Genomic DNA, 14,566 nt, shown 5'->3' on the forward strand with positions numbered 1-14,566 from the left:
CACAGTTGTAGTCACTGTTGCAGGGATACAGGGCATATCCCTCGCCAACTAGTTCAGCGATAGTGCTGTTGTTAATTATCCACTTATCGAGTTTGAGAACATATTTCTCACTATTTTTCTTGAAAATGACCAGCGAACTAGATTTCGATGAAGGCTGGCCAACCGCCAGCGTTCCCTGGCTCATTGTCTGCATAGCACTTCCAGCCTCTATCTCTTAGTTTTTATTGTCAGTTTCCTCAGATGTCTTTGAGGTATCTGAGGAAACTACATTGATCTAGAGATCATCTGAATCTGCTCCACCTGGAACCTCACCTCCTTCCATTCTTGCTTCGGATAGTGGATCTCTCTTCGTCTTTATAGAGATCGACACTTTTATCTTCTTTGATGAGATTATCCTTAACAGTTCTGTTCTGTGACGCATAACGCAAAGGCTTCGTCAACTCACTCAGAATCTTGTGTTTTAAGAATATTTATCATTGCTTCTCTTGCTTCTGTCGCGACTCTGTATGGCGTTTTATGCTTCAATGATCACCATCTTCGGGAGACTAAGATATCGTGTAAACATTGGAAAAGTAATTTCAATTCGTGGCTTCAGCCAAGTCTACTAGGAATTGTTTGATTTGGGGATCTGAGAGACTGTAACTAAGCAACAAACAAAGATTTTCAATGAAATCTATGAGTAATTTAGCAATTGAATTTCTGTGCTTTATAGAAAAATCCTCGTAGTCCGATGGGAGGATGGTTATCGAATCAGGGTTGTCGATTGATCCATGTGCATGCAGAACAGAAGTCGCTCCATCCTTCTCAAGGATTTCATGCCCTCTTCACTTCCTTAGGCCCAAGAGGTCTGAGAAAAAGTGATCGTAGTTTGTTGTTACTACCTCTTGAGCATCTATGCTTTTTAAGGCTTCCAGCTCTGAAGCATGTTCAGCTAATGGAGTATTGTAACTTGATATTATATTGCCAACAAGCCTTTTGAAAAATACCTTGTGAGAAATGCTAGGGCTGTAAAGTGATTTATTGATGATATTTTTTCCTTCCCTGGTCCATGCCTATGTGTGAACAAGATCTGCAATGATTTCAGTAACTTCGATTAAGTCGTTATCTAGATCTTTTTTGTCAGTTTTTTGACGATAAAAGTTAATTTCTGTTGGTTTTTGATAAACTCAAGGACTCCCTCCAGTAGTGCTCGCCAATTGGGGGCATTTAAGTATCTTCGTGATACACCGGCGCCAACGAATAATACGGGCTTGGTAGAGCCGCAATTGAGTCTATTCTATTTTATCCATTTTGATCCTTCCTTTCTGTAATTTATGTCATGCAGTGTAGTGGTTGATGAAACGTAGATTCTCCTGAAGACTTTCTTCTTGAATTATAAATTGATGTTAAAGCATCCGTGTATATCCAGTGTTTTTGAATCAAACTCACTTTCTCACATGATTTTCTTCACTCCGAGTGGCATGCAAGTTTCAATAAGTTTCTCACGTGCTTTTTGGGCTGCCGCATTGTTGATCAATCCTTGCATTACTAAAAACTTAGTTCGATCGCAAGCATTAAATAGGTCATCTCTCAAACGGGTGAGTTTGAGTCCGATGCCAACAGTCAAAATCAGGGTTGACAGCGGGACGGTTGCTGACCTCTTAAGCATCTAGCTGACTGCTTACGGGCTAATACAGAAGAACTGAGCCATGGCGAGAAATCGCCCCGCCCGATAATCGATAATCGAGCCATGGCAACGGAACACCCCCCCCTGCATGGGCCAAGAGTGATTCGCATACCTACAGCGTTGGCTCAGCCGCAAAGCCTCACTGATCAAGCTTCACCGCAAGAGAGGAGGACTTACAGGGTGAAGGAGGCCGTATATGCCATCCATGAAGCGACGCACCGATCAGACGGCGTTCATCCATTCGACGCTCAGGAAATGGATTCAGAGCTGCTTGGGGCCTACAGTAGGGCTCAAAGCAAAGAGCGGCGATCAACTCAGCATGCTCGACTATTCTGTTTCCGCTAATCCAAGAACTTCCTCCTGTGCATTAAGTCGCAGGTGAAACTTTCGTATCTTGCTCTCACCAAATGCGTCAGTTATTCGAATACGCCAATAGAGAGAACCTCGCTCCTGAAACAAGCTTCCGCCAAGCCCTTTGGCTTTGATGCTGGCGTTTGTGGCGGCCGGATCCACGCTATTTCTTCTACACATCTTCGAGATATTCTGCCTTGTTTAGGCATATCTCAAGCCGAACCAAGCTCGGAGAGGCTTGACGCCAGGAGGCTCTATGCCCGGCCCTAGGCAATAAAAAACCCAGTCAATGACCGGGTTTTGCTTGGCTATTGAGCGGAGAGGGTCGGATTCGAACCGACGGTGGGCTTGCACCCACGCTGGTTTTCAAGACCAGAGCCATAAACCACTCGACCACCTCTCCTGGAAGCTTCAATATTTTATCATCTCATCTTAATGATGCCTGGAGTTCTCCAAATCTGTCTCAAGACGATTGAGTGGTTGTACCTTTCGTTCGTTAGCCATTGAGTAAGATTTCAAGATCGAACTCGTGATTAATGTGTAGATATTGCGTTTACTCTTTGGATGGATTTGAGGGAGTTCTGACTCGCCTTGTCTGTATTTATTTTTTCACATAAAGTCTCAGGATTGAAGCCTGAGACTTTTTGGGATTCTTTAGTTATTGGGTTTGGCTAGAGGTAAGAGGCATTTATCTGAATCGCATCCAGCTGGACCCGCTTCGGTGAGCTCTCCGCTGTCATACCTTTGCAATGCGTCGAAAAAGTCACTGTTGACCCGACGTTGAAGCACTTCTTTCTGCATGCGCTCGTAGGTTTGTGCATCGATTGGTTCAAATGGCAAACGAGGGAAGGTTGCGTTTGCGTCGAATCGAGCGAGTAGTGCTGCAGAAATGTAACCGCCACCCTCTTGGATCGTCTGATGTAGAGCATCGGTTAAGGGCTCAATCTCATGCTCACGAAATTCGATCGTTGCCGATGTGTTGTGGGCGGTGAAGTGCGATTGGACTTGCATGTAAAAATCAAACTGTGCCAATGCTGAAAACGCATTGATGTCCACAGTGTCTGCTCCAGGCAGATTGGCCCAACTCACCTCGGTTGGAATTTCTACTAACCATTCCGTGCAGCGTGTATCGAATGGGTCGTTCAAAAGTCGACCTTGATCATCCTTATCAGACTGAGAAGGAACCACTGTGTAGCCGTAGTCCATACAGGCCATTGCTACAGGATCGTTTTTCCGGAATGTAATCCTGCGGATAAAGCGCTGAGCTTTGGGAGGATGCCAACCAGGTGCAGCCCCTGTAAGCAGACTTTTTGTTCCAGCGGGCTGAACTGTGGTGCAGCGGTTTGGCCTCCTCAGTCCATGACGATCGCAGTAATCCCATACGGTTTCATTCACAATTAATTTCCAGCGCTTTAAGTAATCAGCCTCTTGCCTCTTGTATTCCAATCCTTCTTCTGTTTCTGGTCGGCCAGCTTCCCACCATTGCAACCAAGGTGTGCCGTATGCATGCACGAAAAAGTCAAACAAGCCAGTAAAGCTCACACCTACGATTGGGTCCCAGGCACGACTTTGGCGGTAACGCTCTACTTCAAATTTGTGATTGAGTAGGCAGGCAACAGAAAGGGCAGCGGCTCGGAATGCATCGCGTTGTGACGCTTCATCCTTGGGGTCGATTTGGTTTAAATGAACTTCTGCAAGGTTGCAATGAAAATCTGCACCGAGGATTTCACCGCAAGGGTTTAATCCGTAGCGGCTCAGTCGATGCTCAAGTTCATTTTCTGACATTGGACCATGATTTTGTTGAAGCCATCGACCAGCTTCTTCACGACCTTGGTCGCAGTAAATCTCGATAAATTCGCCTTTAAGTTCTTGTGTGGTGAGCACATCAGCGTTGGAGCGAGCCAGAGCTTCAGGTGCAAATTGAATGGCACCTTCTCCGCTGTGGAATTGACGCGTCACTGCTTCAAGCAGAACATCTCTGCTTGGGCGGGTGTGATAAACGCGGGTATGGTTCGCCATTCGTAGCGCATCGCGCTCAGGATCAATTCTCCAATTCCCTACTGAATCCTGTTCCCACAAATTCTCCTTGGCTCCTGCTGCTGAGGTGTCATCGGAAGCGAATTGGCGCATCCCTGCGCTGCGTCGGATGTTGCCTGCGACAATCGTGACGGCTGCTTCGTCAATCAGCAGACAGCATTCAATCGATGTGAGCTTTCGACCGATTGCTTTGCCAAGCAATTTTGCGACGCGACCGTAGAGATCTTTCAATTTCACTGGGTTCGCCATGCCTCCGAAACCCTTGAGCGTTTCACCGACGGGGCGAATATCAGTGAGATCGATCTCGACTTCGACTTTTCTGCCTTCGAATCGTGGATCGCTGCTCAGTTCTAAGAGCAATTGATAGCTGTCGACCCAGCCACGTCTGGTGTCCCCCACCTTGATCGAAACGCTGTGATCGCTGATGCTGTATGTGGTTGCTTCTTGGCGTTGTTCTTCAGCTGTGATTCCAATATCGGAAACGCTTAGAACTTTAATTGGGTTGGTAACAACTGGAAGTCGATCAATGAAGTGAGGCTCAATGATGGCGCCTGTTCCACACCCCATCATCGCCAAATCCATCATCAGCCCGAAAGCCTCCCAATCCACAAGATTTGTGGAGGTGCAGTTGTAGGCCCCGGAGAAATTTTCAGGCTTTTCGATCCATGGAGTACCACCAATCCATTGCCACCGTCCTGAGGGAAGGGCTTTTTTCTCAGCCTGCATCCTGGCCAATAGAGCCATTTCCTCAGCATTGAGGGAACCAAGCTTTAGGAGCCCCGATCGATTTCTTTCCCCTACTTCGCTCCAGCTTTCTCTTCCTTTGGTTAGGCGACGGCTGTAAGTGCGATAAAAAACCGGGTTGGCGGCAGGCGCGCTTGCTGGGAATTCACCATTAATGGGCGCGAGCCCGCTGGATTGTGTATCTGACTTTTCTGTGCGGCTTGGTGTGAGAGTCACTAGCGGTTGTCATCTTGTCCTAGGCCAATCTTAACGCCACCAATGGGGTGTGCCTAGGTTTGTAGGCACCATCAACAGTGTTTTTCTGGGATGGAGGACTGATGGTTCCCCTGAGATCTGCCTCGCGGGCACGATGGAAGTCTGTATTCAGCGTCCAAGAGGCATGGTTAAGCGCCCTCGGAGTGATTCATGGAGATGGCGTGCACTGGCTTTCGTGGTTGCTGTTGTGTTGTCTGTACTCCCAACAATCGGACTTCGATCAGCGGAGGCACGATCCGTCTATTCCGTTTCAGCTCCCTCGAGCGCGATCCCCCTTCAAGATCAACCTTTTTAACCTTCCTTCGAGGAAATTTCATCGTCTTGGGCTGACATTGTTCTGGGACAAGTGATAGGGGAGAGTCGAAGAATTACATTGCTGAATTTTTATGCCGTGATGGCAAAGGCTGGTCATCGTGCTGATTCACTTGGTCAACAGGCAACGCTGAGCAAGGGATTGTTCTCGTCCCAGAAGCGACGAGAACAATTTGAAGATACAAATTTATTATTTCATCTGGCGGTGAAATCGCTTGATTCCTCCCTTTTTCTGGAGAGTGTTCGTAGCGATATAGCTGATTAGGCTGCTATTCAGCTGAAACATGTACTTGATTATGTGTTTTCTCACAGTCATCAGAAAATCGTTATTCGTAATATTGAGGACCTTAAAATATCGGCTGATGTAGGAGCTGATTTAATGTCACCTTGGAGGATCCCAGGAACGGCCATTGAGCTCACGACTGTGATTGATAATGACACCAGTAATGAAAATTTTACTTCTCAAGTAATACGGTTGCGTCTATTCATGAAATGTACGAAGAAATTGAAAATCAAGCACCTACCGATCAATCCTACGCAACCCCTCATTTTTACAAGGATTTTTTTTTACCCCTGGCTACTTGGTTCCTACCAAATAGTATTTGATGCTTCCTACCGGGGTCAGACGTGTGGTCGAGATCCCTGCTGATGGGCAAACTCTCTTTCAGATTGGCTGTGCCATTGTTGTCTTCGCTTTATATATTCTTGCAAGTTTTTGGTTTGTTGGTCGACTGATCACAACGTATAGGGACTCTGGTTCTCTTCAGATTTTAGTGTCTGATTGGCTTCAGGATGATATTCCTTGGACACGAGTTCTGATCGTTCTTACTGTTGTCTTGCTAACCATCTTGACCGATAGATTTATTGATGATGTCATCAATTTTACTGGATTTTCTTTAGTATTTGCAGCCTATTTTTCTATATTATTTTTACTCTGCCGCAAGTATCTTTGCTTTTTATTTGTTAGAGGCGATTGGCCGAAGTGGTGCTGAGCTTCTGACGCGTTTGCGCGGTGGGCATTCCACCCTTCAATTGCAGCGGATCAGCAACTTGGTGATGCCTCTGAGTAGGGCTGTAGGACTGCTTGTGGCGGTTGTGCTCATCTATCGATTGCTTTTCTGCTGGGTTTGCCTGCGAGCACGGTGCTTGCTTTTTCAGCCGTCCCTGGACTCGCCATTGGTCTCGGTGTTTCTAAATTGCTGGGCAGTTTATTTGCCGGTTTATCCATTCAAGCGGATCGCCCTCTTCGCGTTGGTGAATTTTGTCAAATTGGTGAGAATCTTGGTTTTGTGACGAAAATTGGTCTTCGTTCTTTAGAGCTGCAAGCACTTGAAAGTCTCGTTAAGATTCCAAATTCTCTTGCTGACGAAGCCACGATTGTTAATTTTTCAAGGCGAGTTCGTTTCTCCTCACCCGATCCTCGGCAGGGCATGGAAGTGCGTTTGCAACTGCCTGCCGATTTTTCACCCTTCCAGTTGGAAGAGTTGCTTCGTCAAACTCGTCTATTGATCGATGACCCTGATCGCCTTCACGGTTTAAAAGCAGAGTCGTCTCTCGTGAGTTTGGATAATGATTCTGGAGATTCCAAGACATTGATCGTTTTTGTTTTGGTTGAACTACACGGCAGGCCTGCCTATCTGCAGATGAGAGAGACCCTGTTGGTGCAGCTCGAGGAATTGCTTGAGAGGATTGAATTGTATGAAATTACGATTGGGGATCCTTACTACACAACCTCAGAGCAGTTGGTGCGTGTTCCAGAGCTACTGAGATGCGCTGTCAATACTGATCCTTGTCTAAATTGTGTGAATTGTCGTCTGCTGAAAATTTCCGCCTGTAGTTATGATCACGAGTTGGAGATATCATCTACTCATCGCTTGCAGGATGATTTTCAAGAAAGCATTCATAGGCTGCATCAACGATTCATTAAAGTGCTTGCTAAAACCAATATTGAAATTCCTTTCCCCACTCAGACTCTCTTTGTGGAGTCTCCACGTCCTTAAGTCAGATGCAACGTTGTCCTGAACCAGAGTTGATGAATGCGCCTGATCAGGCGATCGCCTATGCCGAAGCTGATTTTAGTTCCGGCGACCATTCTGTGATTGAACGTTTATATGAACTGATTGATGAATCTCCGACGACTCTTCCTCCAGGTAGCTTGATCCTTGACTTAGGTTGCGGTCCGGGAAATATATCTGAGCGGCTTGCTGCTCGTTGGCCCCTGTCTAACGTGATTGGTCTGGATGGCGCTCCTTCCATGATCAATATTGCTACACAGCGACTGACTGGTTTAAGGCCCGCTTTTCAGAATTTGAACTACAATCTTGTTGATTTAAGCCACTGTTCTATCGATAAAATGACACAATTAAAGGGTGCTTCTGTGATTGTTAGTAATAGTCTTTTGCATCATCTCCATCATCCCCAAAAGCTTTGGGATTGCGTGAAGGGGCTTGCCGCTCCCAATGCTTTTATGTTGCACCGCGATCTTCGTCGTCCCTCCCACGAGCGGGAGGTTGACGCTTTATGTGATCGGTACGCCAGGGAGGCTCCTTCCGTTTTGCAACGCGATTTTCGAGCATCATTGATCGCCGCTTTCACTCCAGAAGAGGTTCGTGAACAGCTCGATCTGGCCGGACTGAGTCAATTCAGGGTGGGGGCGATTGGTGATCGTTACCTTGAGGTATGCGGTCAGTGGTGTTCTTGAGGCTGTCTCGACCGTTGACTGTCAGGCTGGTGGTGTCAACAGCGAGATCATGAGCACGCATTTGGGAGCTGAAAGCAGCGAGTCGTTGGATGCATTGCGTGGTGAGGATGGTCTTGCTGAAGCTGTGGCGAGACGTCGCAATTTTGCGATTATTTCCCACCCAGATGCTGGAAAAACCACACTCACCGAGAAGCTCTTGCTGTATGGAGGTGCGATTCAGCAGGCTGGTGCCGTGAAGTCACGTGGTGAGCAACGCAAGGTCACCTCTGATTGGATGGAGCTGGAAAAACAGCGCGGTATTTCGATTACGTCGACCGTTCTGCAATTCGACTATTCCGGAAGCACCATTAATTTGCTGGATACGCCTGGTCACCAGGACTTTTCTGAAGATACCTACCGAACCCTTGCTGCAGCCGATAACGCGGTGATGCTTGAAGATGCTGCAAAGGGTCTTGAGCCTCAAACACGCAAGCTGTTTGAGGTTTGCCGGATGCGGGAGATCCCGATTTTTACGTTCATCAACAAGATGGATCGCCCTGGAAGAGAGCCCTTAGCTCTGTTGGACGAAATTGAGGCTGAATTAGGCCTGACTCCTTGGGCTGTGAATTGGCCGATTGGCAGCGGTGAACTGTTTCGTGGTGTGATTGATCGCCGTACGCGTCAGGTTGTTCTATTTAGTCGCGCTGAGCGTGGTCGGCAGTCTGAGGAAAAGTTGTTGGACTTGGATGATCCACAATTAACTGACTTGGTAGAGCCAGAGTTGCTTGCTCAGGCTGTGGAAGATCTTGATCTGCTTGAAGCTGCTGGTGCAGAACTTGACCTTGAATTGGTCCATGCAGGTGAACTTACTCCGGTCTTTTTTGGATCAGCCATGACTAATTTTGGCGTGCGTCCATTCCTGGATGCATTTATGGATATGGCCCAAAAGCCAGTTGCACGATTAGGTATAGACGGCCCTGTTGACCCTTTGCGACCAGAATTCAGCGGATTTGTGTTCAAGCTGCAGGCAAATATGGATCCACGTCACCGTGACCGTGTCGCTTTCGTTCGTGTTTGTAGTGGACGTTTTGAAAAAGATATGTCCGTACGCCACGCCCGTACTGGACGCACCATTCGTCTTTCGCGTCCTCAGAAGTTATTTGGTCAAGATAGGGCTGTTGTTGAAGATGCTTATCCAGGTGATGTAATTGGTTTAAATAATCCCGGTATGTTCTCTATTGGAGATACGCTTTATACGGGGGTAAAGGTTGAATATGAAGGAATTCCCTGTTTTAGTCCGGAAATCTTTAGTTGGTTGCGCAATCCAAATCCATCTGCCTTCAAAAACTTCCGCAAAGGCGTTAATGAACTCCGAGAGGAGGGTGCCGTTCAAATTCTCTATGACACCGACGAAAGCAAGCGTGATCCAATTCTTGCCGCCGTGGGTCAGTTGCAGTTGGAAGTTGTTCAGCACCGCCTGGAAAATGAGTATGGCGTCGATACCCGCCTAGAGCCCCTTGGTTTTCAGGTGGCACGTTGGGTCACTGGTGGCTGGTCATCGTTGGATGACGTGGGACGCATCTTTAATTGCAAAACCGTGCGCGATGCCTGGAATCGCCCCGTCTTGTTGTTCAAAAACGAATGGAATTTGAATCAACTTGTGGAGGAGCATCCCGAGTTGGATCTCAGCACTGTCGCGCCTGTTGTGAGTGGTGTTGAGCCAATCAGCCTTTAATCGGCCGTCGCTGCTTCAAGGCCTCTCACAACATTGCTTCACAATCGCCAGACTGATCCAATGGATCTGTTTGTGTTGAGCCACGTTTGGCTTCTACGCCCATGCCCTGACGGCGGCACCGACTACGTGTGTTTTCGTCCTGGGCAGGACCGTGTTGAGGTGGTTGAGGGCTATCACCTCCCCCCCCAGATGCCATTGATCAAACGCAGAAAATGGCTGGATAGCGCTGAGGTGCCCCATTGCAGGAGCCAACTTGAAAAGGTGCAGGGGTTCAAGCACGGCCAGCCACTGTTTTGATTCAACTCAGCTCTCCCGATTGCGCGCTCCGCTCGATACGCTCAATAGAGACTGAACTTGGATTAATGGCATCAGGGGTTGATCTCGGCTCGAGCTCAGAGTCCCAGGATCCTTACGAAAGGCTCGGAATTTCTGCTGATGCAGGGTTTGAGGAGGTCCAACAGGCCCGCGAAACCTCTCTTAAAGCTGCTGGTGATGATCCAATGGCTCGGGCACGGATCGAAACCGCCTACGACGCCGTTCTGATGGGGCGCTTGCGTCAACGACAGTCGGGAACGATTAGTTCCGCTGCTGCCACGGCGTCTCGGCTTGAGAGTCAAAGCACAACGACTGCCCCAACGTCCCCTGTCAACAGCTCCGCGCTGCTAACAAGAATTCGGAATCTCTCCCTCCCGAATCCAAAGCTGAACTCAGCCGGTTTTCTTCCGACCTTGCGCTTGGTCGATGGGCAAGGGTTGGTGGTGAGACTCATTGCTGGCGGAATTGGTCTGTTGCTGCTCCTTGCCGCTCCCACCGCTGTCGACTTAGTGCTTGCCCTCTCCACGATTGGCTTGTTCATTTCTCAGGTCAAGCGTGGTCGCCGTCCCCTTGGTGCTTTGGGGTGGAGTTTGGCCCTAGTGGCCTTGGGTCTGGTCCTGGGAGCCGTGGTCGGAGCCTTGTTTGCGACGCAAGCAGGATTGCCCTTTAATCCGATTCTCCTCCAAGCAGTCCCCGCCTATTTGATTCTGCTCGCTGGAGCGTTGTTGTTGCTTTGAGCTTGTTGCTTTGAGTAAGCCACTTACAGGCTCTCGATGAGTGTTGATAATTCCTTTTTGTCGAGTTTGTAAATTTCACTGCAAAAATGGCATGTGAGTTCAGCTCCATTGTCTTCTTTAAGCATGGTGCTTAGTTCTTCTTTGCCGAACAGTCTCAGTGCATTGATGCTTCTTTCTCTGCTGCAAGGGCAATTAAATTGAATCGGTTGCATCGGTTCCCCGGTGGGAATTGGCTGAGGATCTAAATCTGGGAAAACATCTTTGAGGAGATTTTCTAGGTGATCCTTGCTACTGCGTAGATGTTCGCTGAAGTTGTTGATTTCGCGGCAACGTTCCTCGAGTAAGGACACCAACGCTGGTTCTCTCGCTGCTTTCGGTAACACCTGCACTAAAAGTGCACCACTGCATTCCAGCCCTTCTTTGTTGATTGTTTCGCCCACAAATACTGCAGAAGGTGTTTGCTCCGAGTGCAGTAAATATGATGCAACATCTTCTCCAATTCCTCCACGAACCAACTCAACAGTGCTGCTGAATGGTTCTCCTTTTCCTTCATCCCTTACAACGTGAAGGTAGCCCGTTCCCGCAGCCGCATTGAAATCAAAGCTGTAGTGACCAGCTTCATTCTCAATGGGATCTAATTCAAGTTCGGGGTGTCCTACATATCCGCGCACGCGACCATCTCTTCCGGCATCGACAAACAGTCCACCGATGGGTCCATCGGAGCCAATGCGCAAGTTCACACGGCCGTGACGCACTTTCATCGAGCTGGCTAACAACAGCCCAGCCCCCATGGCACGACCGAGCATCACCGTTGTCAAATAGGACAGGTGATGCCTCCGCCTCGCTTCGCGTGTGGCTTCTGTGGTGGTCACCGCCACAAGCCTGATGCCTCCGCCAGCTGCCGTGGCCCGGACAAGGCAGTCACCCATGGCGTTTGTTCATCACACCGGCAATGGTGACAGAGCGTGGAGACGCCCCTCCCTCAGGCTCCAATGGTGACCGATCCATCCTTCAAACAGATCCGGTTCATGGGTGACCACGATGAGCAATCGATCGTGGGCGAGATCTTGAAGCAATTCGAGCACTTCGGAGCGAACGGACCAATCAAGACCAGCGGTTGGTTCATCTAACAGCAGCACTTGTGGGCGGCGCAACAGCTGCACGGCTAAGGCAAGGCGTCGTTGTTGCCCTCCGCTTAAACGTTCGGGGGCCTGTCGCAGATCCACATCACCGAGTCCCACTCGTCTCAGCACATGGCTTCGCTCCTCACTCGTAAGCCGTTTGTGGCCAAGCTTTAACTCCTGAGACACGTTCAATCCCAGAAAATGACGTTCAGGAAACTGAAAAACCACACCGCATAGCCAGCGCCTTTGCCGTCGCGACAGCTCTTCTTGATTCCAGCGGATTGAGCCTTTCTGCGCTGCCGCTAAGCCACTGATCATTTCCAGCAGGCTTGTTTTACCACTGCCGCTATTGCCCGAGATCAGCACTGGCTCGCCTGGCGATGCCTTGAGGTTGATGTCGCTCAGGACCACGCGTTCTGACGTCGCCGGCCGGAATCGAATGTCGTTCAGCTCCAGCATGTGGTTCAGAGGCTTCCGTTGGTAGCAGTGCTGTAATCAGCATGATTGATCATGATCGTGGCCGATCTCTTTTGAGACAGCGATGATGCGGAGGTCTCCCACAGGCCATGCACGTTCGTTTTCGAGAGGTTGATCCGTTTAATTGCTGGGTGTGGCTTCGCTTCAGTGAGGCACCCAGTCAAGGGGAGCGAAACTATGTGGATGGCATCTTTGACAGTTGGTATGTGATCGGTCGACTGGGAGGTTTCAATGCCGAGAACCTTCAGGTGCATGAAGAAGCTGAGGATCTCAGTTTCATGCGTTACGACAACGACGATGCCTCCAAGGCGATGCCGGCCTTGATGCACAACATGGGTCAGCTCGAATACCACGAGGAGTGGGCGCGTTGCTGGTTGGACTTGGGGACCAGTGATGGAATTGCTCTGGACGTTTTAATCAATGCCTTAAAGCAGCTCAACTCGGATGTTGTGAAGCTCGATGAATTGCTGATCGGTGGCGTCAATGAGGATTGGCCTGTTGAGGATCACCCCGACAGCGTGTTCCCAAACATGAACTGACTCTTTGTTAAATTAAGGCGTCCTACTCACCCCGCACACCTGTCCGTTTCGGGTGCTGGACGTTGTGCTCTGAGCTTTGGCTCATCACGCGCCATACCTGACAGGTGGAGGCGAACCCGAAACCCTCAACAAACATGGCTGTCGTCACTCTCGCCGAGATGATGGAAGCTGGTGCCCACTTTGGCCACCAGACCCGTCGTTGGAACCCTAAAATGTCGCGCTACATCTATTGCGCGCGCAACGGAGTTCACATTATTGATTTGGTGCAGACAGCTGTCTGCATGAATAACGCCTACAAATGGGTGCGTTCAGCTGCACGTAGCGGCAAGCGTTTCCTTTTTGTTGGTACCAAGAAGCAAGCGTCTGAAGTGGTGGCTCAAGAGGCCCTTCGCTGCGGATCGTCTTACGTTAACCAGCGTTGGTTGGGCGGAATGCTGACCAACTGGACCACGATGAAGGCCCGGATTGATCGTCTCAAAGATCTTGAAAGGATGGAATCCAGTGGTGCCATCGCGATGCGCCCCAAGAAAGAAGGTGCGGTTCTGCGCCGTGAACTCGAGCGTCTCCAGAAGTACTTGGGTGGTCTGAAGAACATGCGTCGGATCCCCGACGTCGTGGTGCTTGTGGATCAGCGCCGTGAAACCAACGCTGTGCTCGAAGCTCGCAAGCTCGACATCTCTTTGGTTTCGATGCTGGATACCAATTGCGACCCTGACTTGTGTGAGGTTCCTATCCCTTGCAACGACGACGCGGTTCGTTCGATTCAGTTGGTTTTGAGCCGTTTGGCTGATGCGATCAACGAAGGACGTCACGGCGGCCAAGATGGCCGTGGTGATGATGGCCAGGGCTGATCGTCAGCTCTTAGACGCTTCGTTTTAGCCGCTGCGCGCTCATCGCCGTAGCGGCATTCTCATAGACCCCCCACTTAATTCACCTCATGGCGGCCGTTTCAGCCAAGCTGGTTAAAGAACTGCGCGACAAAACTGGCGCAGGAATGATGGATTGCAAAAAAGCCCTGGCAGAAACCAGTGGTGACACGACGAAAGCCATCGAATGGCTTCGTCAAAAAGGCATCGCAAGTGCTGAAAAGAAATCCACTCGTGCAGCTGCAGAAGGTGCGATTGGCAGTTACATCCATACCGGTGCTCGTGTGGGTGTGTTGCTAGAGCTCAACTGTGAGACTGATTTCGTTGCCCGTGGCGATCTCTTCCAGGGATTGCTCCGCGACGTGTCGATGCAAGTTGCAGCCTGCCCCAACGTCGAATACGTCAGCACAGACGACATTCCTCAAGACATCATCGATCGTGAGAAATCGATCGAGATGGGGCGCGACGACCTGGATGGCAAGCCTGAACAGATGAAGGTCAAGATCGTCGAAGGACGCATTGGCAAGCGCTTGAAGGAGTTGTCCTTGCTGGATCAGCCCTTTATTCGTGACAGCTCAATGTCCGTAGCCGATCTGGTCAAGGAGGTGGTTGGAAAGATTGGTGAAAACGTAAAGGTTCGCCGCTTTACCCGTTACACCCTTGGTGAAGGCATTGAAATCGAGCAGGTCGACTTTGCTACGGAAGTGGCATCGATGACGAACAGCTGA

The 14,566-nt window shown here is 49.4% G+C and carries 14 protein-coding genes and 1 tRNA gene; 10 read left to right on the forward strand and 5 right to left on the reverse strand.

The window, feature by feature from the left end; genetic code table 11:
• Positions 1-578 precede the first annotated feature (578 nt).
• The 3 genes from SynROS8604_RS16220 to nrdJ all read right to left on the reverse strand — a co-directional run bounded on the left by SynROS8604_RS16220 (position 579) and on the right by nrdJ (position 5,014).
• Positions 579-812, reverse strand: a complete 234-nt coding sequence (locus SynROS8604_RS16220; protein WP_186545863.1) for an SIR2 family protein — start codon at positions 810-812, stop codon at positions 579-581.
• 1,521 nt (positions 813-2,333) lie between these two features.
• Positions 2,334-2,420: transfer RNA gene (locus tag SynROS8604_RS06625), tRNA-Ser, on the reverse strand.
• A 251-nt stretch (positions 2,421-2,671) separates the two neighbouring features.
• Complete coding sequence (gene nrdJ, locus SynROS8604_RS06630; protein WP_186545587.1) at positions 2,672-5,014, reverse strand: ribonucleoside-triphosphate reductase, adenosylcobalamin-dependent; 2,343 nt, start codon at positions 5,012-5,014, stop codon at positions 2,672-2,674.
• 433 nt (positions 5,015-5,447) lie between these two features.
• On the opposite strand from nrdJ, the gene SynROS8604_RS06635 reads away from it, so the two are divergent.
• The 7 genes from SynROS8604_RS06635 to SynROS8604_RS06665 all read left to right on the forward strand — a co-directional run bounded on the left by SynROS8604_RS06635 (position 5,448) and on the right by SynROS8604_RS06665 (position 10,832).
• Positions 5,448-5,630 carry a hypothetical protein gene (locus SynROS8604_RS06635; protein ID WP_186545588.1) on the forward strand — a complete coding sequence of 61 codons (183 nt, stop codon included), beginning with the start codon at positions 5,448-5,450 and terminating at the stop codon, positions 5,628-5,630.
• Positions 5,631-5,970: 340 nt separating this feature from the next.
• Positions 5,971-6,357, forward strand: coding sequence for a hypothetical protein (locus SynROS8604_RS06640; RefSeq protein WP_222930134.1), 387 nt, complete (start codon positions 5,971-5,973; stop codon positions 6,355-6,357).
• Positions 6,358-6,492: 135 nt separating this feature from the next.
• The gene (locus tag SynROS8604_RS06645) at positions 6,493-7,365 is read left to right on the forward strand and encodes a mechanosensitive ion channel family protein (protein ID WP_186545590.1); all 873 of its coding nucleotides are present in this window, start codon (positions 6,493-6,495) and stop codon (positions 7,363-7,365) included.
• 5 nt (positions 7,366-7,370) lie between these two features.
• Positions 7,371-8,066: a trans-aconitate 2-methyltransferase gene (locus tag SynROS8604_RS06650; protein ID WP_186545591.1), complete on the forward strand. Its 696-nt coding sequence runs from the start codon at positions 7,371-7,373 to the stop codon at positions 8,064-8,066.
• Positions 8,067-8,115: 49 nt separating this feature from the next.
• Entirely contained in the window at positions 8,116-9,780 is a 1,665-nt protein-coding gene (locus SynROS8604_RS06655) for a peptide chain release factor 3 (RefSeq protein ID WP_370586585.1), read from the forward strand.
• 60 nt (positions 9,781-9,840) lie between these two features.
• Entirely contained in the window at positions 9,841-10,077 is a 237-nt protein-coding gene (locus tag SynROS8604_RS06660) for a hypothetical protein (protein ID WP_186545592.1), read from the forward strand.
• 65 nt (positions 10,078-10,142) lie between these two features.
• Positions 10,143-10,832 carry a CPP1-like family protein gene (locus tag SynROS8604_RS06665; protein ID WP_186545593.1) on the forward strand — a complete coding sequence of 230 codons (690 nt, stop codon included), beginning with the start codon at positions 10,143-10,145 and terminating at the stop codon, positions 10,830-10,832.
• 23 nt (positions 10,833-10,855) lie between these two features.
• Here the strand turns inward: SynROS8604_RS06665 and hslO are convergent, their stop codons facing one another.
• Both hslO and SynROS8604_RS06675 read right to left on the reverse strand, forming a co-directional pair.
• Positions 10,856-11,761: an Hsp33 family molecular chaperone HslO gene (hslO, locus tag SynROS8604_RS06670; RefSeq protein WP_186545594.1), complete on the reverse strand. Its 906-nt coding sequence runs from the start codon at positions 11,759-11,761 to the stop codon at positions 10,856-10,858.
• 12 nt (positions 11,762-11,773) lie between these two features.
• Positions 11,774-12,415, reverse strand: a complete 642-nt coding sequence (locus SynROS8604_RS06675; RefSeq protein ID WP_186545595.1) for an ABC transporter ATP-binding protein — start codon at positions 12,413-12,415, stop codon at positions 11,774-11,776.
• A 107-nt stretch (positions 12,416-12,522) separates the two neighbouring features.
• On the opposite strand from SynROS8604_RS06675, the gene SynROS8604_RS06680 reads away from it, so the two are divergent.
• From SynROS8604_RS06680 to tsf, 3 genes are all read left to right on the forward strand, one after another.
• Positions 12,523-12,972, forward strand: coding sequence for a DUF3531 family protein (locus tag SynROS8604_RS06680; protein ID WP_186545596.1), 450 nt, complete (start codon positions 12,523-12,525; stop codon positions 12,970-12,972).
• A gap of 134 nt (positions 12,973-13,106) precedes the next feature.
• Positions 13,107-13,823 carry a 30S ribosomal protein S2 gene (gene rpsB, locus SynROS8604_RS06685; RefSeq protein WP_006852470.1) on the forward strand — a complete coding sequence of 239 codons (717 nt, stop codon included), beginning with the start codon at positions 13,107-13,109 and terminating at the stop codon, positions 13,821-13,823.
• Positions 13,824-13,909: 86 nt separating this feature from the next.
• A complete protein-coding gene (gene tsf / locus SynROS8604_RS06690) occupies positions 13,910-14,566 on the forward strand; it encodes a translation elongation factor Ts (RefSeq protein ID WP_186545597.1) in 657 nt (218 codons plus the stop codon).

The sequence above is a fragment of the Synechococcus sp. ROS8604 genome, from assembly GCF_014279655.1.
GTDB lineage: Bacteria > Cyanobacteriota > Cyanobacteriia > PCC-6307 > Cyanobiaceae > Synechococcus_C.